At 62.0% G+C, this 23,059-nt stretch carries 24 protein-coding genes and 2 tRNA genes; 15 read left to right on the forward strand and 11 right to left on the reverse strand.

Translation table 11 applies throughout. The features are described 5' to 3' along the window. Positions 1 to 405: 405 nt before the first annotated feature. Genes rfbC through rfbA form a run of 4 tightly spaced genes read left to right on the forward strand, consistent with a single transcriptional unit; the run spans position 406 to position 3,774 of the window. The gene (gene rfbC / locus OEZ71_RS04200; protein ID WP_263738661.1) at positions 406 to 975 is read left to right on the forward strand and encodes a dTDP-4-dehydrorhamnose 3,5-epimerase; all 570 of its coding nucleotides are present in this window, start codon (positions 406 to 408) and stop codon (positions 973 to 975) included. Next, positions 972 to 2,009, forward strand: a complete 1,038-nt coding sequence (gene rfbB / locus OEZ71_RS04205) for a dTDP-glucose 4,6-dehydratase (RefSeq protein ID WP_263738662.1) — start codon at positions 972 to 974, stop codon at positions 2,007 to 2,009. The genes rfbC and rfbB overlap by 4 nt, the downstream gene beginning before the upstream one ends. Next, complete coding sequence (gene rfbD, locus OEZ71_RS04210; RefSeq protein ID WP_263738663.1) at positions 2,006 to 2,875, forward strand: dTDP-4-dehydrorhamnose reductase; 870 nt, start codon at positions 2,006 to 2,008, stop codon at positions 2,873 to 2,875. The genes rfbB and rfbD overlap by 4 nt, the downstream gene beginning before the upstream one ends. Beyond that, the gene (rfbA, locus tag OEZ71_RS04215; protein ID WP_263738664.1) at positions 2,872 to 3,774 is read left to right on the forward strand and encodes a glucose-1-phosphate thymidylyltransferase RfbA; all 903 of its coding nucleotides are present in this window, start codon (positions 2,872 to 2,874) and stop codon (positions 3,772 to 3,774) included. The genes rfbD and rfbA overlap by 4 nt, the downstream gene beginning before the upstream one ends. A gap of 36 nt (positions 3,775 to 3,810) precedes the next feature. On the opposite strand, the gene OEZ71_RS04220 is transcribed toward rfbA, so the two are convergent. After that, positions 3,811 to 4,569: a LamB/YcsF family protein gene (locus OEZ71_RS04220; RefSeq protein ID WP_263738665.1), complete on the reverse strand. Its 759-nt coding sequence runs from the start codon at positions 4,567 to 4,569 to the stop codon at positions 3,811 to 3,813. Positions 4,570 to 4,781: 212 nt separating this feature from the next. Here OEZ71_RS04220 and OEZ71_RS04225 point away from each other — a divergent pair, with 212 nt between their 5' ends. After that, positions 4,782 to 5,918, forward strand: coding sequence for an efflux RND transporter periplasmic adaptor subunit (locus OEZ71_RS04225; RefSeq protein WP_263738666.1), 1,137 nt, complete (start codon positions 4,782 to 4,784; stop codon positions 5,916 to 5,918). A gap of 4 nt (positions 5,919 to 5,922) precedes the next feature. Beyond that, positions 5,923 to 9,015: an efflux RND transporter permease subunit gene (locus OEZ71_RS04230; RefSeq protein WP_263738667.1), complete on the forward strand. Its 3,093-nt coding sequence runs from the start codon at positions 5,923 to 5,925 to the stop codon at positions 9,013 to 9,015. Positions 9,016 to 9,387: 372 nt separating this feature from the next. Here the strand turns inward: OEZ71_RS04230 and OEZ71_RS04235 are convergent. The 4 genes from OEZ71_RS04235 to OEZ71_RS04250 all read right to left on the reverse strand — a co-directional run bounded on the left by OEZ71_RS04235 (position 9,388) and on the right by OEZ71_RS04250 (position 11,667). Beyond that, positions 9,388 to 9,463, reverse strand: a tRNA-Ala gene (locus OEZ71_RS04235). Between the two features lie 108 nt (positions 9,464 to 9,571). Further along, a complete protein-coding gene (gene deoD / locus OEZ71_RS04240; RefSeq protein ID WP_263738668.1) occupies positions 9,572 to 10,276 on the reverse strand; it encodes a purine-nucleoside phosphorylase in 705 nt (234 codons plus the stop codon). Positions 10,277 to 10,606: 330 nt separating this feature from the next. Continuing rightward, positions 10,607 to 11,296, reverse strand: coding sequence for a helix-turn-helix transcriptional regulator (locus OEZ71_RS04245; protein WP_263738669.1), 690 nt, complete (start codon positions 11,294 to 11,296; stop codon positions 10,607 to 10,609). Continuing rightward, positions 11,296 to 11,667 (reverse strand): VOC family protein, encoded by a 372-nt coding sequence (locus OEZ71_RS04250; protein ID WP_263738670.1) that lies wholly within the window; start codon positions 11,665 to 11,667, stop codon positions 11,296 to 11,298. Before OEZ71_RS04250 ends, OEZ71_RS04245 begins: the two co-directional genes overlap by 1 nt. 244 nt (positions 11,668 to 11,911) lie before the next feature. Here OEZ71_RS04250 and OEZ71_RS04255 point away from each other — a divergent pair, with 244 nt between their 5' ends. From OEZ71_RS04255 to OEZ71_RS04280, 6 genes are all read left to right on the forward strand, one after another. Beyond that, positions 11,912 to 12,817, forward strand: a complete 906-nt coding sequence (locus tag OEZ71_RS04255) for a carbon-nitrogen hydrolase family protein (RefSeq protein ID WP_263738671.1) — start codon at positions 11,912 to 11,914, stop codon at positions 12,815 to 12,817. A 71-nt stretch (positions 12,818 to 12,888) separates the two neighbouring features. Continuing rightward, positions 12,889 to 13,107: a translation initiation factor IF-1 gene (gene infA, locus OEZ71_RS04260; RefSeq protein WP_263340199.1), complete on the forward strand. Its 219-nt coding sequence runs from the start codon at positions 12,889 to 12,891 to the stop codon at positions 13,105 to 13,107. Position 13,108: 1 nt separating this feature from the next. Further along, entirely contained in the window at positions 13,109 to 13,693 is a 585-nt protein-coding gene (locus tag OEZ71_RS04265; protein WP_263738672.1) for a Maf family protein, read from the forward strand. Next, positions 13,690 to 14,742 carry a ribonuclease E/G gene (locus OEZ71_RS04270; protein WP_263738673.1) on the forward strand — a complete coding sequence of 351 codons (1,053 nt, stop codon included), beginning with the start codon at positions 13,690 to 13,692 and terminating at the stop codon, positions 14,740 to 14,742. Before OEZ71_RS04265 ends, OEZ71_RS04270 begins: the two co-directional genes overlap by 4 nt. Then, positions 14,739 to 14,915, forward strand: coding sequence for a DNA gyrase inhibitor YacG (locus tag OEZ71_RS04275; RefSeq protein ID WP_263738674.1), 177 nt, complete (start codon positions 14,739 to 14,741; stop codon positions 14,913 to 14,915). Before OEZ71_RS04270 ends, OEZ71_RS04275 begins: the two co-directional genes overlap by 4 nt. Before the next feature lie 92 nt (positions 14,916 to 15,007). Then, a tRNA-Phe gene (locus OEZ71_RS04280) sits at positions 15,008 to 15,083 on the forward strand. 52 nt (positions 15,084 to 15,135) lie between these two features. Here the strand turns inward: OEZ71_RS04280 and OEZ71_RS04285 are convergent. The 3 genes from OEZ71_RS04285 to OEZ71_RS04295 form a co-directional block, all read right to left on the reverse strand. Then, complete coding sequence (locus OEZ71_RS04285) at positions 15,136 to 15,381, reverse strand: tyrosine-type recombinase/integrase (RefSeq protein WP_318527806.1); 246 nt, start codon at positions 15,379 to 15,381, stop codon at positions 15,136 to 15,138. Between the two features lie 138 nt (positions 15,382 to 15,519). Beyond that, on the reverse strand, positions 15,520 to 15,666 hold the full coding sequence (locus tag OEZ71_RS04290) for a hypothetical protein (protein ID WP_263738675.1): 147 nt from the start codon (positions 15,664 to 15,666) through the stop codon (positions 15,520 to 15,522). Positions 15,667 to 15,676: 10 nt separating this feature from the next. Continuing rightward, a complete protein-coding gene (locus OEZ71_RS04295) occupies positions 15,677 to 16,411 on the reverse strand; it encodes a GntR family transcriptional regulator (RefSeq protein WP_263738676.1) in 735 nt (244 codons plus the stop codon). Between the two features lie 127 nt (positions 16,412 to 16,538). On the opposite strand from OEZ71_RS04295, the gene dapA reads away from it, so the two are divergent. From dapA to OEZ71_RS04310, 3 genes are read left to right on the forward strand one after another with little or no spacing between them, the layout of a single operon-like run. Then, complete coding sequence (dapA, locus tag OEZ71_RS04300; RefSeq protein ID WP_263738677.1) at positions 16,539 to 17,429, forward strand: 4-hydroxy-tetrahydrodipicolinate synthase; 891 nt, start codon at positions 16,539 to 16,541, stop codon at positions 17,427 to 17,429. Between the two features lie 34 nt (positions 17,430 to 17,463). Continuing rightward, positions 17,464 to 18,711, forward strand: coding sequence for an NAD(P)/FAD-dependent oxidoreductase (locus tag OEZ71_RS04305; RefSeq protein ID WP_263738678.1), 1,248 nt, complete (start codon positions 17,464 to 17,466; stop codon positions 18,709 to 18,711). Between the two features lie 13 nt (positions 18,712 to 18,724). Further along, on the forward strand, positions 18,725 to 19,741 hold the full coding sequence (locus OEZ71_RS04310) for a proline racemase family protein (RefSeq protein WP_263738679.1): 1,017 nt from the start codon (positions 18,725 to 18,727) through the stop codon (positions 19,739 to 19,741). A gap of 240 nt (positions 19,742 to 19,981) precedes the next feature. Here OEZ71_RS04310 and OEZ71_RS04315 read toward each other — a convergent pair whose 3' ends face one another. From OEZ71_RS04315 to OEZ71_RS04325, 3 genes are all read right to left on the reverse strand, one after another. Continuing rightward, positions 19,982 to 20,764: an ATP-binding cassette domain-containing protein gene (locus OEZ71_RS04315; protein WP_263738680.1), complete on the reverse strand. Its 783-nt coding sequence runs from the start codon at positions 20,762 to 20,764 to the stop codon at positions 19,982 to 19,984. Then, positions 20,761 to 21,831 (reverse strand): ABC transporter permease, encoded by a 1,071-nt coding sequence (locus tag OEZ71_RS04320; RefSeq protein ID WP_263738681.1) that lies wholly within the window; start codon positions 21,829 to 21,831, stop codon positions 20,761 to 20,763. Before OEZ71_RS04320 ends, OEZ71_RS04315 begins: the two co-directional genes overlap by 4 nt. Positions 21,832 to 21,949: 118 nt before the next feature. After that, a complete protein-coding gene (locus OEZ71_RS04325; protein ID WP_263738682.1) occupies positions 21,950 to 22,969 on the reverse strand; it encodes a sugar ABC transporter substrate-binding protein in 1,020 nt (339 codons plus the stop codon). Between the last annotated feature and the right edge of the window lie 90 nt (positions 22,970 to 23,059).

The following is a 23,059-nucleotide window of genomic DNA, read 5'->3' on the forward strand; positions in this document are numbered from 1 at the left end:
CTCGGAAATCGCTGTCCCTGGCCACTTTTCAACCATCGCCGCTCCGGTTCTACGGACACGCATTTGCTGACCATGCAGATGCCGTCCGTAAATGCCAACCTGAAATGCCCTCTCAAATCCTTCGCAGCGCCATCCGCCCGAAACGGATGCTTTTGGCCCGGCCGCAATTGCCCCCGCCCGACACCGTCCGCATGTGCGGTTCTACCAACAACGCCATGCAATAGCACGATTTCCTGCAGATCGCGAGCGGGGGGTTTCCTTACCGTCAACCACGATCACAGACTGACAGGACAATCGTGGTAGCGGAAACAATCCGCTTCCAGTATGCAGCAAAGCACCTGCGGTCTTTCTCAGACAAGGCTGCGCCGCTATGGTCCGGCAAAATTAACCTGGTTCAAGGTTCTCATGCAGGTAGACAAGACAGATTTGCCCGGCGTCCTCATCCTGACTCCGCGCCGGTTCGGAGATGCCCGGGGCTGGTTCTCCGAAGTCTGGAACCGGAAAACGCTGGCCGACGCAGGTATCGAACTGGATTTCGTTCAGGACAATCATTCCTATTCGCGCGATATCGGCACGGTCCGGGGGCTGCATTTTCAGTCGCCACCCCACGCGCAGGCCAAGCTTGTGCGCTGCGGTCGCGGACGGGTTTTTGACGTGGCCGTCGATATCCGAAATGGGTCGCCAACCTACGGCCGCTGGACCGGGGTGGAGCTGTCGGCCGAAAACGGTCGTCAACTCTTCATCCCTGAAGGTTTCCTGCACGGATTTGTCACCCGCGAACCGGACAGTGAAGTCTTGTACAAATGCACCGGCTTTTATGCACCCGAATGCGACGGCGCGGTCCGGTTCGATGATCCGGACATCGCCATTGACTGGGGGCTGGGACCGGACCGGGCAGTTCTGTCGGACAAGGACGCCGCCGCCGGAATATTCCGCGATTTCGAATCGCCCTTCGTCTGGGAGGGCGCGGCATGAAGCTCTTGGTAACCGGCGGCGCGGGGTTCATCGGATCGGCCGTCGTGCGCCATGCGGTGCGGGCCGGCCACTCGGTGATCAATCTCGACAAGCTGACCTATGCCGGATCGCTGACCAATGTCGCCGAAGTGTCCGACAGCCCGCTTTACGCTTTCGAACAGGCCGATATCTGCGACCGGCAACGGCTCGACATGATCTTTGCCGCGCATCGCCCTGACGCGGTTATGCATCTGGCCGCCGAAAGCCATGTCGACCGGTCGATCGACGGTCCGGCGGCTTTCATAGAAACGAACATCACCGGCACCTACACGATGCTGGAAGCCGCCCGCACCTTTTGGATGGCGGAGGGCAGGCCGGAAACCTTCCGCTTCCACCACATCTCAACCGACGAGGTCTTCGGCTCGCTCGGGCCAACCGGCAAGTTCACCGAGGACACGCCCTACGATCCCCGCTCCCCCTATTCGGCGTCCAAGGCATCCTCGGACCACCTCGTCCGGGCCTGGCATGAAACCTACGGGTTGCCGGTCGTGCTGACGAACTGCTCGAACAACTATGGCCCCTACCACTTCCCCGAAAAGCTGATTCCGGTGGTGATCCTGAAGGCGCTCGCTGGCGCGCCGATCCCGATTTACGGGAAAGGCGACAACATCCGCGACTGGCTTTTTGTCGAGGATCACGCCGAGGCGCTGTTGCTTGTGGTCGAAAAGGGCACGGTCGGGCGCAGCTACAATATCGGCGGAGAAAACGAGGCCACCAATCTGGAACTGGTGACGAAGATCTGCGCCATTCTTGATGAAAAACGCCCCGGCAACGCGCCCTATGCCGAACAGATCGCCTTCGTCGCCGACCGCCCCGGCCACGACCAGCGTTATGCCATAGACCCCGGCCGCATCCGCACGGAACTTGGCTGGCGGCCTTCGGTGACGCTCGACGAGGGGCTGGAGAAGACCGTGCAATGGTTCCTCGATCACGAAAACTGGTGGCGCGCGCTGCAGGACCGCGACGGCGTCGGCAAAAGGCTCGGGACAGGATGAAGGCGCTCATCTTCGGCACAACCGGCCAACTGGGCATTGAACTCGCTCGCCGGGCGCCCAGAGACGTCACCGTCGCGACGCTCGGGCGCGACCGGGCTGATCTGACCGATCCCGCCGCCTGCGCTGCGGCCATCACGGCGACAGATGCCGACATTATCATCAACGCTGCCGCCTACACCGCCGTCGACCAGGCCGAGAGCGACCGGGACACGGCATTTCTCGTGAATGCCGAGGCGCCCGGCGCGATGGCCTGCGCCGCCGCAACGCGCGGTCTTCCCTTCCTCCACGTCTCGACCGACTACGTTTTCGACGGCAGCGGCACACGGCCTTGGGCAGAGAATGATCCGGTCGCTCCGCTCGGCGTTTACGGCGAGTCCAAGCTGGCTGGAGAGCGTGCAGTGGCTGCTGCCCGAGGGGGCCACGTGATCCTACGCACTGCGTGGGTCTTTTCGGCGCATGGCAAGAACTTCGTGAAAACCATGCTGCGGGTCGGGGCCGGGCGCGATATGCTGAGTGTGGTCGACGACCAGCGCGGCGGGCCGACGGCGGCATCGGATATCGCCGACGTGCTCTGGACCATCACGGCAGCCTTCCAGAACGGCAAAGGGCAGTCCGGCATCTTCCACTTCGCAGGCACGCCAAGTGTCAGCTGGGCCGATTTCGCCGAGGCAATCTTCGCGCGAGCGTCATTGCCCAAAAAACCGCAGATAAAACGCATACCCACATTGGACTACCCGACGCCTGCGAAACGACCGGCGAATTCCACTCTCGACTGCTCGCGCATCCGGGCGGTCTATGGCATAGAACAGCCGGATTGGCACAAAAGCCTCGCCAAGGTGATCGACGAACTGGAGACAGCGGGATGAGCGGCACAGGACGCAAGGGCATCATTCTGGCGGGTGGTTCGGGGACGCGGCTCTATCCGATCACCCATTCGGTGTCGAAGCAAATGCTGCCACTCTACGACAAGCCGATGATCTACTACCCGCTCTCGGCCCTCATGCTGGCCCATATCCGCGAGGTCTGCATAATCTCGACACCGCGCGACCTGCCGCAGTTCCAGGCACTTCTTGGCGACGGATCAGACTGGGGCATGCGGTTCGACTATATCGAACAGCCCTCGCCCGACGGGCTGGCACAGGCCTATCTTCTCGCAGAGGATTTTCTTGGCGGCGCGCCCTCGGCGATGGTGCTCGGCGACAACGTCTTTTTCGGTGAAGGTCTGTCGGCCAAGCTCAAGGCCGCCGATGCCCGCGCCTCGGGCGGTACGGTCTTTGGTTACCGGGTTTCGGACCCCGAGCGCTATGGCGTGGTGGAGTTCGACCGCGAGGGCAAGGTGCTCTCCATCATCGAAAAGCCCGAGAAGCCGAAAAGCCCCTATGCCGTGACCGGCATCTATTTCCTCGACGGCGACGCACCGGCGCGGGCCCGAACCATCCGCCCATCGGCGCGCGGTGAATTGGAGATCACCGATCTTCTGAACCTCTATCACAGCGCCGGCGCGCTTAATGTCGAGACGCTGGGCCGGGGATTCGCCTGGCTCGATACCGGAACGCATGAAAGCCTTCTGGAAGCGGCGGAATTCATCCGCACCATCGAAGACCGGCAAAACCTGAAAGTGGGCTGCCCTGAGGAAATCGCATTCCTCAACGGCTGGATCGACGCCGGTCAACTCACCGAACTCGCGCAGCCCTATCTCAAGACGCAATACGGCAAATACCTTGCCCGGGTCGCCGCAGACCCCGATCTTGCCCGCTCGACCTGACGACGGAAAGGCCGTCAGGCCGCACGAGGAGTACGCTCAGAACCGCGCGACGGCGATCCCCGCCGCTTCCAGGCTTGTGCGCACCGCGCGGGCAATATCCACGGCCTCAGGCGTATCGCCGTGCAGGCAGATCGTGTCGATCCTCGTCGGGATACGCTTGCCGCTTTCGGCGATGATTGCACCAGCCTGCACCATCTCGACCATGCGCGCCGCCGCCCGATCGGCGTCATGGATCACTGCACCCGGCTTCGACCGGTCCACCAGCGTCGCATTATCCTCATAAGCGCGATCGGCGAAGATCTCGGCCGCATAGGCGCAGCCAAGGTCGCGCACGGCTTCTTCCTGCGCGGTCGCGGCCAATACCATGATGATAAGGTCGGGATCGACTTCCAGCGCGGCGGTATAACAAAGCCGGGCAAGAGACGCGTCCTCGGACGCCATATTGGCCAACGCGCCGTGCAGCTTGACGTGCCGCACCCGTCCGCCAGCGCAGCGGGCCATCGCCAAGGCGGCACCGATCTGGTAGCGGATTGCGTTTTGCAGAGTTTCACTAGGCAGGTTGATCCGGTAGCGCCCGAATCCGTGCAGATCGGCAAACCCCGGATGGGCACCAATCCCGACATCCCCGGCGACCGCCATCCGCATTGTACGCGCCATCACATCGGGATCGCCCGCGTGAAACCCGCAGGCGATATTGGCCGAGCTGACGATCCCGAGCAGCGCGGAATCGTCGCCGAGGCTCCAGCGGCCATAGCCTTCACCCATATCCGCGTTCAGATCGACGCTCTTCGTCATCTCATGCCTCTTTTTTATCAGGTTTCGTATCTGCCCTGATACGTCAAACGCACGGCTTTGTCCCCCTGAACCCACCCCGATCAGAAAACATGAGAAGCATATTGAACTTTACCGTTCAGTTGCCAGATAATGTGGGCGACGGATAGCGGCACAAATCACCCCGCCTTCGCCGGGCGGGGTCGTGCCTGCCCATGGATAGGAATTTTCAAACTATGGCTTCGCATTTCAAGGGCCACAAAGTGACGGCCATCCTTGTGTTGGTCGCAGCAACGGCTTGGGTCGCAACCGGCAAGTTCGCCTCTGTCGGCAGCGAGGAAGCGCATGCCGCGCAGCCCGCGCCGGAGGCCACGTCGATCGAACTGGCCCAGGACGATGGTGCAGCGCCGGCATCGGCACTCCGGACGGTTGCCGCTCTGACACCGGTTTTTCAGGATCATGCTCGTGAAATCCGAATCTCCGGCGTAACAGGTGCCGACAAACGGACGGTGCTGGCCGCGCGTTCTGACGGGGTCATCGCCGCCCTGCCGATTACCCAGGGCGATATGGTCACCGACGATCAGGTCGTCATGACGGTCGAAGGCGCCGATGTCGCCGCCGCCGTCATGACCGCAGAAGCCACGCTCGCCCAGCGGACGCAGGAACTTGAAGTCGCCGAAAAGCTTTTCAAAAGCGGCAACACCGCCGAATTGCAGCTGATCAAGGTTCGTGCCGACAAGGCAGCGGCCGAAGCAGCGTTGAGCCAGGCAGAGGCAGCAGCGGACCGTCTGAACCTGCGCGCGCCGTTTACCGGCATCGTCGACAAGGTCGATGTCGAACTTGGCGAATGGGTCCAGACCGGCACTCCGATCGCGACGGTCCTGTCGCTTGACCCGATCGTCGTGCGCGCCGAAGTCAGCGAAGTCGATATCGGCTTCGTCTCCGTCAACGACCGCGCCGGTATCCGGCTCGTGAATGGCCGACAATTGGAAGGCAAGGTGCGCCATGTCGCACGCGAAGCATCAACCCAAACCCGCACCTATCCGGTCGAGGTTGAACTGCCCAATCCCGACGGTGCCGTGCCTGCGGGCATGACGGCTGAGGTCAGCCTTTATACCCGCCCCGAACGCGCCGTTACCGTTCCCCGCTCGGTCATCACGCTTTCGACGCAAGGCGAACTTGGTCTGCGGATCGTGGGCCCCGACAATGTCGCACATTTCGCATCCGTCGAACTGATCGACGACACGCCCGAGGGCCTCGTTCTGACCGGTGTACCGGAGGATGCGCGCATCATCGTTCTCGGTCAGGACCTTGTCCGCGACGGCGAGACGGTCAGCGTCAAGGACGCTGCCTCCATCGCGCTGGGGGATTGAACCGATGGGTCTCGTCGAAACCGCCATCCGCAATGCGCGGCTGACGATCTCCGTCCTCATCTTCCTGATGCTTGCGGGCGCACAGGCCTATATCACGATCCCGAAAGAGGCCGAGCCGGACATCCAGATCCCGATCCTCTATGTCAGCCTCTCCTATCAGGGCATCTCACCTGAGGACAGCGAGCGGCTGCTGCTCAGGCCCATGGAAACCTCGTTGAAGACCATCGCCGGGATCAAGGAGATGACCGCAACGGCCTATCAGGGCGGCGGCAACGTCCTCTTGGAGTTCCAGGCCGGTGCGAATCTGGAAAAAGCGCTCGACGACGTGCGCTCAAAGGTGTCCGAAGCCAAGCGCGATCTGCCCGACGGGGCCGATGAGCCATCGGTGCACGAGGTCAATATCTCGGAATTTCCTGTCCTCGTCGTCTCGCTCTCTGGCGACGTGCCTGAGCGTATCCTCGCCCGTGCCGGACGGGAGTTGCGCGACCGGATAGAAGAGATTCCCGGCGTCCTCGACGCAGCCCTGCAAGGCGTTCGCGAGGATCTGGTCGAGGTTATCATCGATCCGGCGAAACTGTCGTCATACGGCCTCAACCCCCATACGCTGATGGCCGGTGTCGCGGCCAACAACCAGCTGATTGCCGCCGGGGCACTCGAAGGTGCCGAAGGCCGTTACGCCATCAAGGTCCCATCGCTGATCGAGACCATCGAGGACGTGGCGAACCTGCCCGTCATCACCAACGGCACCGCCACCGTCCGCGCCCGCGATCTGGCCGCGATCCGCGCCACCCACAAAGACCCCGAGACGATCACCCGGCTGGATGGCAAGCCAGCCATCGCCATCGAGGTGTCGAAGCGCGTCGGCTCGAACCTTGTCGAGACGGTGGACGCGGTCAAGAAAGTGACCGAGGAGTTTCAGAAAACCCTGCCCGAGGGTACCGAGATTTCTTTCAGCCAGGACAAATCCACGACGATCCGGCAGATGCTGGCCGATCTTCAGAATTCGGTTCTGACGGCGGTTATCCTCGTCTTCATCGTCATTCTCTACGCGCTTTCGGGCCGCGCCTCGCTGCTGATCGGGCTTGCCATCCCTGCCTCGTTCCTGATCGGCATCCTCGGACTGCAACTGGCGGGGCTGACGGTCAACATCGTCGTCCTCTTCAGCCTGATCCTTGCCGTCGGCATGCTCGTTGATGACGCGATCATCGTCACCGAATATGCCGAACGGCGCATGGCCGAAGGCATGGACAAACGGCAGGCCTTCGCGCTTGCCTCGCACAAGATGACAGGCCCTGTGATCGCCGCGACGGCGACGCGTGTCGCTGCGTTTTCGCCGCTTTTGTTCTGGCCGGGCGTGGTTGGCGAGTTCATGAAATACATGCCGATCACGCTGATCGCGACGCTTTCGGCCTCGCTTGTCTACGCGCTCTATTTCGCCCCGACAATCGGCGCGATCATCGCCCGCCCGGTGAAGGAAAAGGATCGCGGCCGCAACAATCTCTATATGCGCTTTGTCGCCCGCGCGATCCGGCATCCCTGGCTCGTGACGATAACGGCGGTCGCGACACTCATCGCGGTGCCCTTCGCCTATGGCACTTACGGCAAGGGCGTCGAGTTCTTCCCGAATGTCGAACCTGACTACGGTCTTCTTTACGTCCATGCTCGCGGCAATCTTTCCATTGAGGAAATGGATGCGCTCACGCGGCAGGCCGAGGAACGCATTCTTGGCTGGCCCGGCATCAAGACGGTTTATACCCGCGCTGGAGAGGCTGCCGGGCCGGGCGCTGAAGTCGCCGAGGATGTCGTGGGCGTCATTCAGTATGAATTCATCGACTGGCGCGAACGCAAGAACGCCAACGCGATCCTCGCCGATCTGCGCGAGGCGATGCAGGGCATTCCGGGGGTGGAGATTGAGGTTTCGGTGCCCGATGCCGGGCCGCCCACCGGAAAAGCCATCCAGATCAGGCTGTCGGCGACCAATCCTGCCGGCCTGAACGATGCTGCCCGGCTGATCGCGGACGAACTGGCCAAGACGCCCGATGTGATCGACATCGACGACGGCCTGCCGCCGCCGGGCATCGACTGGGAAATCCGTGTCGATCGGGCCGCCGCCGCCCGTTACGGCATCGCGCCGGGCGCTGTCGGCGCCGTGGTGCAGCTCGTGACCGACGGGCTGAAGCTGTCGGATTTCCGCCCCGCCGGCACCGATGACGCAGTCGATATCGTCCTGCGCCTGCCGCCCGATCAGCGCACGATCTCATCGCTTGACCAGTTGCGCGTCGAGACCGAGCAGGGCCCTGTCCCCATTGCCAATTTCGTGACCCGCGAACCGGTCCTGACCACCGGTACGCTGACGCGCATCGACAGCCGCCGCACGGTTACCGTACAGGCCAATATCCGCGAAGGCATTCAGGCCGACCCGATCCGGCAGGCCATCACCGAACGTCTGGCGGCATCGGATCTGGAAAAGAACGGCATCCGCTGGCAACTCGCCGGCGAGGATGAGGAACAGGCCGCAGCCAGCGCCTTCCTCGGCAAGGCGTTCCTCGCCGCACTGGCGCTGATCTTCGTGGTGCTTCTGGCGCAGTTCAACCGCTTCATCTCGGTCTGGCTGATCTTCTCGGCCGTGATCATGTCGACGATCGGCGTCTTCCTAGGCCTGATGATCATGGGCCAGCCCTTCGGTATCGTGATGACCGGGATCGGCATCATCGCGCTTGCGGGCGTCGTCGTGAACAACAACATCGTGCTGATCGACACCTATGACAACCTGCGCCGCGAAGGGATGGAGAAGGTCGAGGCGATTCTGGAAACCTGCCACGAACGCGCCCGGCCTGTCGTGCTGACCGCCGTCACCGCGATCCTCGGCGTGTTGCCCATTGCTTTCGGCTTCAACCTCGAACTTCTGAGCCACGAGACGACATTCGGCGCACCATCCACCCAATGGTGGATCTCGCTCTCCTCCGCCATCGTCTTCGGCCTCGCCTTCGCGACGGTTCTGACGCTTGTCGTCACCCCGTCGCTTCTGATGCTGACCTCGCGCGGTATGGGACGGTCAAAGGACGCCCATGCTGAGCTCGCGGGCCCCGCCGAATAACGCTTGTCAGGCCCATCTCGATAAGGGCATAGGCCACGGCAAGCGACTTCAGGAACCACCTGGAACAGCGAAGGAAGTAGCGCCTTCTTCGTTCCTGCGTACGGCCACGGCGGCCGCGCCATCCGCCAATTCCACCGACTCGACAACCGGAAACACGCGCGTTTCATTCGCGTCATTAATCATACAAAACTCACTCATACACACACGTTGCCTATTCTCCGACGAAACCCGGCTTGGACACAAGTCGGGCCCTAAAGCCGTCGTCCATTTGCAACGAGCCATTCATCAGTATCCCGCGACAACGCAGGATTGGCGGCATTCCTGGCACCATTCATGCGCCAGTCAAAGCTATGATGTTCTTAAGGAGAAATTTGGTGGAGCAGAGGGGGATCGAACCCCTGACCTCGTCATTGCGAACGACGCGCTCTCCCAACTGAGCTACTGCCCCGCACCGGCTGCTCATGTGGCGCAGCCCTTGCGGATTGTCAAGCGGATGCCTGCCGGAACGGCGCAGAATCTTTCGCCTGCAAGCCCGGTGTAACGCGTCCGGAACGCCTCAGGCGAAGGCCGCCTCAAGCGCGATTTCGACCATGTCGCCGAAGCTCTTCTCGCGGTCCTCCGCAGGCAGTGCTTCATGGGTGACAAGGTGGTCAGAGATTGTCAGCACCGCCAGGGCCCGTGCACCATGGCGGGCGGCGACGGTGTAGAGCTCGGCCGCTTCCATCTCCACCGCCAGAACGCCGTGGCGCGCCAGCATGTCGGTCAGGTCCTGACGTTCGTCGTAGAAGATATCGGACGAATAGATGCCGCCGACATGGATCGGTGTGCCCCTGCCCCGCGCCGCCGCGACTGCCTTTTCCAAGAGGCCGTAATCGGCGCAAGGCGCGAACTGCATCTCCTTGAAGAAGCCGCGCGACGGGGTGGAGATCGCCGAGGAGGTCATCGCGATCACCACGTCGCGGATCTTCACATGGTCGAGCATCGCCCCGGCCGAACCGATGCGGATCAGCGTCTTTGCGCCGTATTCCCGAATGAGTTCAGTGGCATAGATCGACAGCGACGGCATACCCATGCCCGATCCATGGATCGTCACCCGATTGCCCTTCCAGGTGCCTGTAAAGCCCAGCATGCCACGCACCTCGTTGACGCAGACCGCATCCTTCAGAAAGGTCTCGGCCGCCCATTTGGCGCGCCGCGGATCGCCGGGCATCAGGACGGTTTCGGCGATGTCGCCGGGCTTGGCACCGATATGGGGGGTCATTGGGTCCTCGTCTCGCTGGATCGGAGGAGTATAGGCAAGAACTAAGGGAAGGTTAAAGAGGGTTGCTGCTCTTAGCCAGGCTAACAAACAACATATTGTTTTTCATGGATTTTCTTGGTCGGCGAAACGTCTGCAATGTGTCGGCAAAACGTATGGCAAACCGACGCCCCCGAACCGCATCATTTGATCCGCACCGCCGTGCGACCACATCGCCGGACACCGGAAACTTCTAAAGTATCCGGTGCGATTTCTTTGAAAGAAATCGCGGCGCGAAGGACAGTCAAACGATTGGCTTGTGAAACATCGGGAAGTGCATTGAACGGCGACGCATCACGCCCGGCGGTGGTTGACTTCCTGCTGGAAGAACGCCGCGAGGGTTTTGTCGCGTTCAGGCCGGAACGGGCCTGCATCCTCCGCCCCGGCGATCCGGTCGATGCGGAACATGCGGAAATCCTCCCTGAGTTCGCACCAGGCGATCAGGGTCCAGACCTTGCCCCAGAACCAGAGGCCAAGCGGACGCACTGTCCGGAGTGTCGCCGCCCCGTCGGCATCGCGGTAGTCGAGCGCCAGTTTCAGTTGGGTCTCGACGGCGCGGTCGAGCCGGTCGAGCATGGCCCGGTCGGCATCGGAAAGCGCGCCCGCGTCATGGGCATGGATCGCCACCCCGGCGGGGCGGTCGCGCAGGTCGGGGGGCAGGACCGCCTCGATCTTGGCCAGCGCCACTTCCGCCGCAAGCGCCATCGCCGCGCCGCCAAAGCTGCGCACCATGCGGGCGCCCGCGACAAGGGCGCTGATTTCCTCGCGGGAGAACATCAGGGGCGGCAGGTCATAACCCGACCGCATCATGTAACCGATCCCCGCCTCGCCGTCGATCGGCACGCCGGACCCGATCAGATCGGCAATGTCGCGGTAGATCGTGCGCTCGCTGACCTCAAGCCTCTGGGCGAGCATGCGCGCGGTCAGAAGCCGACCGCCCCTCAGATACTGGACGATCTGGAAGAGGCGGTCGGCGCGCCGCATCAGGCCGCCTTGGCCGGTTCAAAGAGCCCGATGGAATTGCCGTCGGGGTCCTTGGCATAGACGAAACGGCCAGGCGGGATGGTGATGATCTCTCCGATCACCTCACCGCCCGCCTTGCGGCAGCGGATCGCGGCATCCTCCAGCCGGTCGGACACCGCGATATGCACGGTCGGCCCGTTGCCCGAAGCCGGTTCGCCCGGATAGAGATGGCCGCCGGTGGTTTCCATATTGCCGCCGAGGATTGCCATCGGATTGGGGCCGCTTTCGTCGATTGTCATCTGCCAGTCGAAGGTCGCGTTATAGAACGCCACTGCCTTCTTCATATCGGAAACCGGAATTTCACTCCAGACGACAACGGGTTGGGTGCTCATGGGGGACTCCTTTCAATTCGGTTGAGGACGCCCTTGTCGCACAGGGCTCCTGACAGGGTTCTGTCAGGAGGGTTTCGAAACGTCTCATCTCAGGCGGGAAACTTCACACCCTCGATTTTTTGATCAAATCGGCCTGAATCGGATGTTAGGCGGGTTCCACTCCCTCGTTGCTTCGTGCAGAATGGGATAAATCAAAGCCCTCGCCCCGTTTCTTTAACTGTCGGGCCATCGCCCGGGAGGATGTATGAAGATCGCCGCCGCCGCCTATCCGCTCAATTGGTTCGACACATGGGCTGAGTACGAGAAAAAACTCTCCACCTGGGTTGCCGAAGCCGCCGGACAGGGGGCGAAGCTGCTGGTCTTTCCGGAATACGGCGCGATGGAGCTTGCCTCGCTTGGAGGCGCAGCCGTTGCGGGCGATATTCAGGACGCCCTGCACGAGGTCAGCCGCCACAAGCCCGCGTCCGAGGCGCTGCATGTCCGGCTTGCCGCAGAGCACGGCGTGCATATCCTGTCGGCTTCCGGCCCGGTTTTCGGCCTGCCCCATGCGGGCGGTCGGCCGGTGAACCGGGCAAGCCTGTTCGGCCCTGGCGGGCTGATCGGACATCAGGACAAGGCGATGATGACCCGCTGGGAACGCGACGGCTGGCATATCGTGCCGGGCGACGGATTGCAGGTATATGACACTCCGCTTGGCCGGATCGGCATCCTGATCTGTTATGACAGCGAGTTTCCGCTTCTGGGCCGCGCTCTGGCCGAAGCGGGGGTGGAGATCCTTCTGGTCCCGTCCGCAACCGAGGCGTTAGCGGGGTTCAGCCGCGTCCGCGTGGGCGCAATGGCCCGCGCATTGGAAAACCAGATGGTGGCGGTTCATGCGCCGGTCGTCGGCGCGGCAGACTGGTGCTACGGGATGGAGGAAAACACCGGCTCGGCTTCGGTCTATGGTCCGCCTGACCGGGGCTTTCCATCGACCGGCATCATCGCCGAAGGCCCGCTTGGCAAGCCCGGCTGGGTCTATGCCGAGGTCAGCCGCGACGCCATTGCCGAGGTCCGCGCCGATGGTGGCGTCCTGAACATGCAGCACTGGCCGGAGCAGGACGTGCAGCTTTCCCGCGTCACGGTTCATGGGCGTAACCGAGAAATCGCTTGAAATCCCTTCCCATCGGGCGCATTTAACGCGCGCCCGGGCAGGTGGCCCGGGTGAACAACAATGGAGTGACCATGGCCAAGGAAGAAGGACTCGAATTTCCGGGCGTCGTGAAGGAACTCCTGCCAAACGCGACATTCCGGGTCGAGCTCGAAAACGGCCATGAGATCATCGCGACGATGGCAGGAAAGATGCGCAAGAACCGCATCCGCGTTCTGGCGGGTGACAAGGTTCAGGTGACGATGACGCCCTATGACCTGTCAAAGGGGCGGATCAATTACCGCTTCAAGTAAGGTGCCTCCGCGCCTTGTTCTGGGATCGGGCAGCCCGCGCCGCAAGGAATTGCTGGCGCAGCTGGGGCTGGCCCCCGACGACATCCGCGCCCCCGACATAGATGAAACGCCCCTGAAGGGTGAATTGCCGCGCCCCTACTGCGAGCGCATGGCGCGAGAGAAGGCGGCCGCTGTGATCGCCGCGGCGGATGAGGTCGTACTTTGCGCCGACACGACCGTTGCGCTTGGCCGTCGTATCCTCGGCAAACCGGAAAGCGCGGGCGAGGCGGCGGAGTTTCTTCTCAAGCTATCGGGCCGCCGCCACCGGGTCATCACGGCTGTCGCGGTTAAGCGGGGCGACAGGCTCTGGCAACGCAGCGTCGAGACGGTGGTGAAGGTCAAGGCGCTGTCGGACGTGGAGATCAACGCCTATCTCGCCTCCGGCGAGTGGCAGGGCAAGGCCGGGGCCTACGGCATTCAGGGACGCTTTGGTGCTTTCATTCCCTGGCTTCAGGGTTCCTTCACCGGCGTCGTCGGCCTGCCCGTAGCCGAGACGGCGCATCTTCTGGAAGCCGCCGGGATTGATACTCACGGGGTTGAGGCATGAAGGGTCGGGTCGTCGTTCTGGGAACCTATCGCGGGCGCGAGGCCGCGGCCTTGGTCGTCGATGGCCAGTTGCAGGACCTGCTGATCGAGGCGGGCGAGGCTGCGGGTTATGCGCCAAGCGCGATCCTGCGCGGGGTACTCGACCGGCAGATGAAGGGCCAGGGCGGGGCCTTCGTGAAACTGCCGGACGGCCAGAAAGGCTTTCTGCGCGAAACGAAGGGGCTCGCCCCCGGTCAGCCGGTCATCGTTCAGGTCTCGGGCTTTGCCGAGCCCGGCAAGGCGCTGCCGGTCACGACGCGGCTGCTCTTCAAGGGGCATCTGGCCATCGTCACGCCCTCCGCCCCCGGCCTCAACATCTCGCGCCGGATCAGGGAGGCCGAGGATCGTTCGCGGCTGGAGGCATTGGCCACTGACGGTATGCAGGGTTCGGAATTCGGATTGATCATGCGCTCCGCCGCCGCCTTGGCGGGTGACGATGAGATCGCGGGCGAAATCGCGCGTATGCGGGAACTGGCCGAGGCCGTGAGTGGCGACCTAAACGGCGGGCCGGAACTGCTTGTCGACGCGGCGAGCCCGCATGAGGGAGCCGCCCGCGACTGGTCCGATCCCGCCCCCGACGAAGTTGCGGAAGGCGAGGAGGCCTTTGCCCGCCACGGGGTGGAGGAGATGATCGACGCGGTTCTGTCTCCGGTGGTGAAACTGCCGGGTGGCGCCAATATGGCCATCGAACCGACGCGTGCGCTGATCGCCATCGACGTCAATACCGGCCCCGACACCTCGCCCGCCGCCAGCCTCAAGGCCAATATCGCCGCCGCCCGCGACCTGCCGCGCCAGCTGCGCCTGCGCGGGCTCGGCGGTCAGGTGACGGTCGATTTCGCGCCCATGCCGAAACGCGACCGCGCGACGCTGGATCAGCAGTTGCGCGTGGCCTTCAAGGGCGAGGCCGCCGAGACCAGCCTTGCGGGCTGGACACCCTTGGGGAATTTCGAACTGCAACGCAAACGCGACCGCTTGCCTCTGGCCACGATTCTGGGAAAGGGTGAGCCATGACCTGCCCGATCTGCCAGAAAGAAACCGATCCGAAATACCGGCCCTTCTGTTCCAAACGCTGTGCCGATGTCGATCTCGGCCGCTGGCTGAACGGTTCTTACGCCATCCCGGCTGTGGAAGAGGACCTGCCCGATGAGGCCGATACCGGGCATCCGACGCAGCGCCCGAATTAGCTGCCCCTCCGCGCAAGATAATCACGAAAATCCTCTGGACAGCCCCCTGCGTCTCGCCTAAACACGCCGGGCCGGGCGCAATCGCCCCCGGTGCCCAGATAGCTCAGTTGGTAGAGCAGCGGATTGAAAATCCGCGTGTCGCTGGTTCGATTCCGGCTCTGGGCACCACTTAAATGCCATAATTTATTGAATTTAATAGTCACTCCGGCGCCCCTTTCGGTTAGGGTTTGGCGCTTTTGGTGGAAGGTTTGACAAATTGCGCGCGGCGCGCGTTCTGGGTTTCGAGAGTCGCCATGGTTTCGCGGTTCTTCGCGGCCAGCTTCGCGGACCGGTAATAGTGCCGGACCTTGGAAAGGGTTTTCTGCCCAAGAAGGTCGGCAATGCGCCTTTCGTCGAGCCCCGCTTCGCGCAATGTCGTGGCCACCGTATGGCGCAGACCTTTGAGGGTGAGGCCGCTCTGGATCAGGTCGTTTTTCTACAGACCCATCGTGAAGCGATGCCAGACGGTCGAGAACCCATCATAGGTCCATGGTTCTCCGTGCGAATTGCACAGGACCGTATCTGCCTGGTGATCGGGGATGGTGCTGAGTGCTTCCAAAAGAGTTTAACCGACCGGAATCGCGACTTCTTCTCCCGTCTTGCCGCGAACGCCCCAGATCGTATCGCCGTCGATCTGGTCCTTGTGCAGCTTCAGCGCGTCCGAGCGCCCGAGAATGAGACGCTGACATCGGGCAAGCGCATGTGCCCTCAACGCCCGATACTCACGCGCCGTTGCTTCCCAGCGTCGATAGATCGAAGTCGAAATCGCCCATGTAGGACGCGCTCAGGAACTTGACGAAGCGGTCGTGGAACTGGCGGGTGTGCGCATGGGCCAGTGTGTCGGCGCGCGCGATGTCCCGGTCGCGGATCGCCGCGATCATGTCAGCATGTTCCGAACCGAGCAATCGGTCACTGGTCGAGGCGCGCAGAAAGTCGAAATGCATATGCAGGATGCGGCGGCCTTCGTCCAGCAACTGGCCATAGCACCGAGCCAAGTAGGGATTCCGCCCCGCCTTTGCGATTGCCATGTGGAAGTCGCGGTTGGTGGCTGACATGGCGAGGTAGTCGTTCTTGGCGGTCGAGCGATCGAATGCGCGGGCTGCGTCCTGCATTTCAGCCAAGTCGTCCTCCGTCCGATTCTGCGCCGCGAGGCGGGTATTGATGCGCTGCAGAAAATCCAGAGCCTCGACATAGCGGGGAAAGCCCGCCACGTCGATCGGCGCCACCAGCGTCGAGCGGTTGGAAAGCATCACAACCAGCCCCTCGGCTGAGAGCCTCACCAGAGCCTCGCGCACGGGTGAACGCGACAGCGCGAATCTTTCGGCGAGCGAGGTTTCATCAAGCGGAATGCCGGGGGCGAGCGTGAGCGACAGGATCTCGTGCTTCAGTGTGTCGTAGACAAATCTCGCACCAGAACCCTTTCCCTGCCTCGTGCCATCCTGCGGAACTTCTTTCATTTTCGTCGCGCCCCTACAAACGGCCTTACTGGGATGATTGTAACGGTTATTGACTTGTCGGCAATTTGTCGACATGAAACTTGACGACATTATGTCGACAAAACCCCGCCAGCGAAAGGAAATTGCCATGAGCTACAACGTCAAACTCACAGGCGTGCTGCCCGCGCTTGTCACGCCTTTCGGTGACGACGACCGGATCGACTTCAAGGCCTTCGAACGGCTGCTCACGCATTTCCGCGAGTGCGGCGTGACCGGCTGGGTTCCGAATGGCTCGACCGGCGAATACTTCAGCCAGTCGACCGCTGAACGCCGATCGGTGCTTCAGTTCGTCAAGGATTTCGCAAACCCCAATGAGCTTCTGATCGCCGGTACCAACGCTCCGGCAACGCGCGAGGTGATCGAACAGACGAAGATCGCGAAAGACATCGGCTACGACACCGTGTTGCTAGCGCCACCCTTCTATACCCGTCCGACGCAGGTCGAACTCATCCGGCATTATGAGGCGGTGCTGGACGCGGTCGACGTGAACATCGTGCTCTACTCCTACCCTTTGAAGGATGGCGCGGATATCAGCTTCGAACTTATGGACCATTTCGCTGACAATCCGCGGATCGTGGGCATCAAGGAAAGCTCAGGCTCGCTGCAGCGCGCCATCGCGATTTCAAGCCGCTACGCGGGCAAGATCCAACTGATATCGGGGTCAGACGACATTGCGCTTGATTTCATGTTCTGGGGTGCGGATGCGTGGATCTGCGGGCCGTCGAACTGCATGGCTAGGGCGTGTTGCGACCTTGACCGCGCCTACAGGTCCGGGGACCTGTCAAAGGCACGGGAGATGATGCGGACGCTTTACGGCGCGATGAACATTCTCGAATCCGGCAAGTTCGTGCAGAAAATCAAGTATGGTTGTGAGTTGCAGGGCTTGACGGTCGGCCAGTGCCGCGCGCCACTCGGGCCGCTTACAGATGAGGAAAAGGCGGAATTTCGCGCGGCGATGGAGCCGATCCTTCTCGGGTAACGCGTCGCTTCCACAATCCAGGTCGAGTCGATCAATGAACAAGGTCAAGAAGACCACTGTCGTCGTCGGTGCAGGTGTGATCGGCGCAGCTATCGCGTATGAGCTGCAAAAACGGGGACGACAGGTCATCCTGATCGATCGTGACGCGCCGGGACGCGGAGCCTCGTTTGGCAACATGGCTTCGATTGCCGTGACCGAATTCATGCCGGCCTCCCGGCCTTCGGTCTGGCGGCAGATTCCGGGGTGGCTACTGGATCCCGAAGGCCCGGTCCATGTGCGCCCGGGCTATATGCCCCGCCTGATTCCATGGTTCCTGCGCTTCCTCGCCGCCTCGCTACCCTCCCGGATGCGCGCGCTGGAGTCAGCAGGAGCCGCGCTTTGCGCCCGTGCACTGAGCGATACACAGGTGCTCTTGCGAGAAATCGGCGCACCGGAGGTGATATCCGAAACCGGCTGCCTGTCGCTTTACACGGACGAGGCTGAGTTCCGAGCCGACCGGGATCACATCGAAATTCTTGACCGCTTCGGCTTTGCTCATGAGGTCCTCGGTCCATGCGACATTCGCGACCTTGAGCCAGAGATCGCACCCGGCATCGGCAAGGCGGTTCTGTTTCCCGACAACCGGTCGCTGCGCGATCCCTATGCCTATGTGACCCGGTTGGCAGATAGGTTCGAGGGCCTGGGGGGCGAAATCCGACGGACAGCCATCACCGGTTTCACGCGGTCGTCGCGCATCTCGGGGGTGCAGCTTGATGACGGTACGGTTCTGGAGACCGACGAGGTCGTCGTGGCGGCAGGGGCGTTTTCGGGCCGACTTTCGCGCCTGCTGGGCGAACCCATGCCGCTTGAGACCGAGCGCGGCTATCACACGCAAATCATGGCGTCCGGCATCCGGCTTGGCCATTCGATCATCTGGCCCGCACGCGCCTTCATGGTCACGCCTACCGCAGGTGGCATTCGCGTCGGCGGCACGGTCGAGATGGCGGGCCTAGATGCACCGCCCGACTATCGGCGCGCCCGGATTACGGTGAAACGCGCCCGCGAGGCCCTGCCGAATCTGAGGGTAGAGGGTGCCAGCGAATGGATGGGCCACCGTCCGGCCTTTCCCGATACGATCCCGGTCATGTCGGCCTCTGCCAAGGTGCCGGGCGTTTACTATGCGACCGGCCACGGCCATCTTGGATTGACCTATGCCGCGACCTGCGCGCGCCTGATGGGGAGGTTGATCGCGGGCGAGGCCCCCGAAATCGACTTGCGACCCTATCGGATCGACCGGTTCTGAAGGAGATCACACCATGCACTGGAACCGAACCCTGCAGACCGTCGATGTGCATTGCGCCGGAGAGATCGGCCGGGTGATCACCGCCGGTGTACTCGATATCCCCGGGGCTACGATGGCCGACAAGCTCAACCATCTGAACAAGGTCGATGACAGCCTGCGTCGGCTTCTCTGTTCCGAGCCACGATCGGGCCCGGCCGGGTCCTTTTGCCTTCTGTTGCCGCCAACGCTTCCTGAAACCGATGCAGGCTTCATCGTCCTGCAACCTGACCAGGCGCATGCGATGTCTGGGTCAAATGCCATGTGTGCGGTCACCGCAATCCTTGAAACCGGCATGAAACCGATGCAGGAGCCGGAGACGGTCGTCACGCTCGATACTGCCGCCGGGCCGGTGCGCGCGGTTGCGGCTTGCAAGAACGGCAAGGTAACCCGGGTGACTCTGGACATGCCGCCTGCCTTCGTTGCCAGGAAAGCTGCACTGATTGAGACTGAGGCCTGGGGGGACGTCACCTATGACCTCTGCTTCGGTGGCGTCTTCTATGCCCTGGTAGATGTGGACCAGATCGGGTTGACGATTGTCCCAGAAACCGCGCGCGCGCTGGCGGAGGCGGGCGTCGCGCTCCGGTCCCTGATCGCCGCGGCAGAACCCGCACTGCATCCGACGACGCCAGCGCTCGACGGGCTGGCCTATGTCATGTTCCGCAGCACCGAACCGGACGGCGCGATCCGCACCTGCACCACGCTTCGCCCCGGCAGGGCGGATCGGTCACCCTGCGGCACCGGGTCAAGCTCGCAGATGGCCGTGGCGTATGCCGACGGTCTGGTTCAGCCCGGTGATAGGCGGATCTCCCGCTCGATCATCGGTGGGGAATTCGTGACCGAATTCAGAGGTGAAACTGTGGTTGGACCTTTCAAAGCAGTCCGGAACAGAGTTTCGGGGCAATGCTGGATATACGCGATCACTCAGGTCGGATTGGATCCGAGTGACCCTTTTCCACATGGTTTCACTCTGTCCGACACATGGGGTGGATGATGACAGAAAGGCCCGGTTCAGCGTCGTGCCTCCCGAGCGCTTAACAGATCAAGTGCTGATGCCGAAGGACGCGGGCCTGACATCGGAAAACGGGTCGCGGTTCTGCGGCCGCACCCTGTACTGCTGTTGGTCGCGTGCCGAGCAGAACTTCAAAAGAACGGGTGATTGAGAAAGCTCAGAGCACAATCGTTGAAACGCGGCGCGTGTGTCGTTGCTCAACAAATCGACCTGACTTGGCACCTATTCGGCCTGCGCCGGCGGCTCCTTGGCGCCGGTCATGAAGGCAACCGCATCGGACATCGTGTAGTCCTTCGGGTCGATCACACAGAGCCTCTTGCCTAGCCTGTGAATGTGAATCCTGTCTGCAACCTCGAACACATGTGGCATGTTGTGGCTGATCAGGATGATCGGAATTCCCCGCGCCCGGACGTCCTGAATCAACTCCAGCACCCGGCGACTTTCCTTGACACCCAATGCTGCCGTCGGTTCGTCCATGATGATGAATTTGGACGCAAAGGCTGCGGCGCGGGCGACGGCAACACCCTGACGTTGGCCGCCCGAAAGCGTCTCGACCGCTTGATTTATGGACTGGACCGTCATCAGTCCCAGCTCGGTCAGTTTGTCGCGGGCGAATTTCTCCATGGCCGGGCGGTCAAGTTGCCGAAGATACTTGCCCATAAAACCCTGTTTGCGGATTTCGCGACCCATGAACATGTTGTCGGTGATCGAGAGCGCGGGCGACATGGCAAGGGTCTGGTAGACGATCTCGATCCCCATGTTGCGCGCATCCATCGGGGAGTTGAAATTGACCCGTTTTCCCTCAATCAGAATCTCACCCTCATCCGGCACAGTCGCGCCGCAGATCGCCTTGACGATCGACGACTTTCCCGCGCCGTTGTCACCAATAACAGCAAGGATCTCGCCCTTACGAAGCTCGAAATCGGAATGGTCGATGGCAGTGACATGGCCGTAGCGCTTGACGAGACCGCGCCCCTCGACGACGGGAATATTGTCGGTGATCATGCCGATACCTTTCTGATCCACTGGTCGACCGCGACGGCGGCGATGATGAGCAGGCCGATAAGGAGGAAGGTCCACTGCGCATCCGCGCCGAGAAGCCTGAGGCCGAGCGTGAAAACCCCCACGATCAGCGCGCCGAAGAGCGAGCCCAGAATGGACCCACGCCCGCCGAAGAGCGAGATGCCCCCGATCACCACGGCAGTGATGCTTTCGATATTCGCAAGCTGACCGGATGTTGGAGAAACCGAACCGATGCGCCCGATCAGCGCCCAGCCCGCGAAAGCGCATATTAGTCCCGACAGAATGTAGACCGACATCAGGGTGCGGTGAACATTGACACCGGACAGTTCCGCAGCCTCCGGGTCATCCCCTACAGCATAGACGTGACGCCCCCACGCAGTATGGCGCAGTGCGTAAGACAGAACGGCGATCAGAAGCAGCATGAACACGACACCGACCGTAAAGACCGCACCGCCGACATTGAACTTGCTGCCGAAGAACTGAAGGAAGGGCGCGTTCGCTTCGATATCCTGACTGCGGATCGTCTCGTTCGCGGAATAGAGGAAGTTCGTGGCCAGCACGATCTGCCACATGCCGAGCGTGACGATGAAGGGCGGCAGCTTCACCCGACTGACCAGCCAGCCATTGAGCGCGCCGATCAGCATACCGCAGCCCAGCCCGCAGAGGACCGAGACCGGAGCGGGGATGCCATAGCGGAACGTGAACTGCCCCATGATTACGGATGAAAAAACCATGATCGCGCCGACACTCAGGTCGATTCCGGCAGTCAGGATCACAAGACTTTGCGCCGCGGCGACGATACCGACGATCTGCACCTGCTGCAGGATCAGCGTGAGCGCGAAGGGAGAAAAGAACTTTGACCCGAGTAAAAGACCGAAAATCAGAACCGCCGCGACCAGAACGATCAGGGGCACGAAAGAGGAGTTGACGTGCAGGATATGCTGCAACTGGCCGACAAAGCCGCGTCTCTGGCTCTCGAAATGCGCGACCGCTTCAGTTCTACTGGCCGCGGCTTCGAACGTGTCGTTGTGTTGGTTAGCATCAGACATTCTGCCCCCCTTCCGCAGACGGAAGGTGCCGCCCACGAGGTAAGTCTAACGGATAAACGGGAGTTCCCTTAGCGTTACGGAGGCGCGCTTAAGGCGCCTCCGAATTTATTTTTGGAGATCACCCCCAGCAGAGATCCAGCCCCTCAGCGACCGAGATCGACTCGACGCCGTCGGCGGGCTCATTGGTAATCAGTGCGACGCCGGTGTCGAAGAAGTCCTTGCCCGGAGTATTTTCCGGCTTGGCTCCTTCGTCGGCCCACTTCTTCACCGCCTCAACACCCAGCGATGCCATCAGGAGCGGGTATTGCTGGCTGGTCGCGCCGATCACACCGGCGTCGACGTTCTGAACGCCAGGGCAACCGCCATCGACCGATACGATGAGGACATCGTTCTCACGTCCGATTGCCTTTAGCGCTTCATAGGCACCGGCGGCGGCAGGTTCGTTGATCGTGTGCACGACGTTGATCATCGGGTCCTTGGCGAGAAGGTTTTCCATCGCTCGGCGCCCGCCTTCTTCGTTGCCGTCGGTTACATCGCTGCCAACAATCCGCGGATCGGTTTCGTCGCCGATCACATTCGGGTCTGCGAGGTCGACGCCAAAGCCTTCAAGGAAGCCCTGGTTGCGCAGGACGTCGACCGTCGGCTGGCTGACATTCAGGTCCAGCGTTGCGATCTTGGCCTCGGATGCGGCATCGCCCAGCTTCGCCTTTGCCCACTGGCCGATCAAAAGGCCAGCCTTGTAGTTGTCGGTCGCGAAGGTGGCATCAGCCGCATCAATCGGGTCAAGCGGCGTGTCGAGCGCGATGACCAGAATGCCTGCATCCCGGGCCTGCTGAACGGCGGGGACGATCGAACTGGTGTCGGACGCAGTCAGCAGGATGCCCTTCGCCCCGTCGAGAATGCAGGTTTCGATTGCCTGCACTTGGGTTTCGTGGTCGCCGTCGATTTTGCCGGCAAAGGATTTCAGCGTCATCCCGAGTTCGGCCGCCTTGGCCTCGGCGCCTTCCTTCATCTTTACGAAGAAGGGGTTCGTGTCCGTTTTCGTGATCAGGCAAACGGTTTCGCCAGCTGCCTGTGCCGAGGTCGCGGCAATGACGATGGCTGCGGCGGATGCGCCGAGTGTCAGAAGTCTTTTCATTTGGTCCTCCCGTACGTTTGTATCGCGTTGTTAGCCGGACGTCCCGTCCCGGGCCCCCATGGAGGTCTGGTGCGGGTCGCTCACAGGAAA

The sequence above is a fragment of the Albidovulum litorale genome, assembly GCF_025751495.1.
GTDB lineage: Bacteria > Pseudomonadota > Alphaproteobacteria > Rhodobacterales > Rhodobacteraceae > Albidovulum > Albidovulum litorale.

Excerpts from the sequence above, each read along its gene's own strand:
- rfbC (WP_263738661.1), top strand. The coding sequence starts at position 406 with ATGCAGGTAGACAAGACAGATTTGCCCGGCGTCCTCATCCTGACTCCG.
- rfbB (WP_263738662.1), top strand. The coding sequence starts at position 972 with ATGAAGCTCTTGGTAACCGGCGGCGCGGGGTTCATCGGATCGGCCGTC.
- rfbD (WP_263738663.1), top strand. The coding sequence starts at position 2,006 with ATGAAGGCGCTCATCTTCGGCACAACCGGCCAACTGGGCATTGAACTC.
- rfbA (WP_263738664.1), top strand. The coding sequence starts at position 2,872 with ATGAGCGGCACAGGACGCAAGGGCATCATTCTGGCGGGTGGTTCGGGG.
- OEZ71_RS04220 (WP_263738665.1), bottom strand. The coding sequence starts at position 4,569 with ATGACGAAGAGCGTCGATCTGAACGCGGATATGGGTGAAGGCTATGGC.
- OEZ71_RS04225 (WP_263738666.1), top strand. The coding sequence starts at position 4,782 with ATGGCTTCGCATTTCAAGGGCCACAAAGTGACGGCCATCCTTGTGTTG.
- OEZ71_RS04230 (WP_263738667.1), top strand. The coding sequence starts at position 5,923 with ATGGGTCTCGTCGAAACCGCCATCCGCAATGCGCGGCTGACGATCTCC.
- deoD (WP_263738668.1), bottom strand. The coding sequence starts at position 10,276 with ATGACCCCCCATATCGGTGCCAAGCCCGGCGACATCGCCGAAACCGTC.
- OEZ71_RS04245 (WP_263738669.1), bottom strand. The coding sequence starts at position 11,296 with ATGCGGCGCGCCGACCGCCTCTTCCAGATCGTCCAGTATCTGAGGGGC.
- OEZ71_RS04250 (WP_263738670.1), bottom strand. The coding sequence starts at position 11,667 with ATGAGCACCCAACCCGTTGTCGTCTGGAGTGAAATTCCGGTTTCCGAT.
- OEZ71_RS04255 (WP_263738671.1), top strand. The coding sequence starts at position 11,912 with ATGAAGATCGCCGCCGCCGCCTATCCGCTCAATTGGTTCGACACATGG.
- infA (WP_263340199.1), top strand. The coding sequence starts at position 12,889 with ATGGCCAAGGAAGAAGGACTCGAATTTCCGGGCGTCGTGAAGGAACTC.
- OEZ71_RS04270 (WP_263738673.1), top strand. The coding sequence starts at position 13,690 with ATGAAGGGTCGGGTCGTCGTTCTGGGAACCTATCGCGGGCGCGAGGCC.
- OEZ71_RS04275 (WP_263738674.1), top strand. The coding sequence starts at position 14,739 with ATGACCTGCCCGATCTGCCAGAAAGAAACCGATCCGAAATACCGGCCC.
- OEZ71_RS04295 (WP_263738676.1), bottom strand. The coding sequence starts at position 16,411 with ATGAAAGAAGTTCCGCAGGATGGCACGAGGCAGGGAAAGGGTTCTGGT.
- dapA (WP_263738677.1), top strand. The coding sequence starts at position 16,539 with ATGAGCTACAACGTCAAACTCACAGGCGTGCTGCCCGCGCTTGTCACG.
- OEZ71_RS04305 (WP_263738678.1), top strand. The coding sequence starts at position 17,464 with ATGAACAAGGTCAAGAAGACCACTGTCGTCGTCGGTGCAGGTGTGATC.
- OEZ71_RS04310 (WP_263738679.1), top strand. The coding sequence starts at position 18,725 with ATGCACTGGAACCGAACCCTGCAGACCGTCGATGTGCATTGCGCCGGA.
- OEZ71_RS04315 (WP_263738680.1), bottom strand. The coding sequence starts at position 20,764 with ATGATCACCGACAATATTCCCGTCGTCGAGGGGCGCGGTCTCGTCAAG.
- OEZ71_RS04320 (WP_263738681.1), bottom strand. The coding sequence starts at position 21,831 with ATGTCTGATGCTAACCAACACAACGACACGTTCGAAGCCGCGGCCAGT.
- OEZ71_RS04325 (WP_263738682.1), bottom strand. The coding sequence starts at position 22,969 with ATGAAAAGACTTCTGACACTCGGCGCATCCGCCGCAGCCATCGTCATT.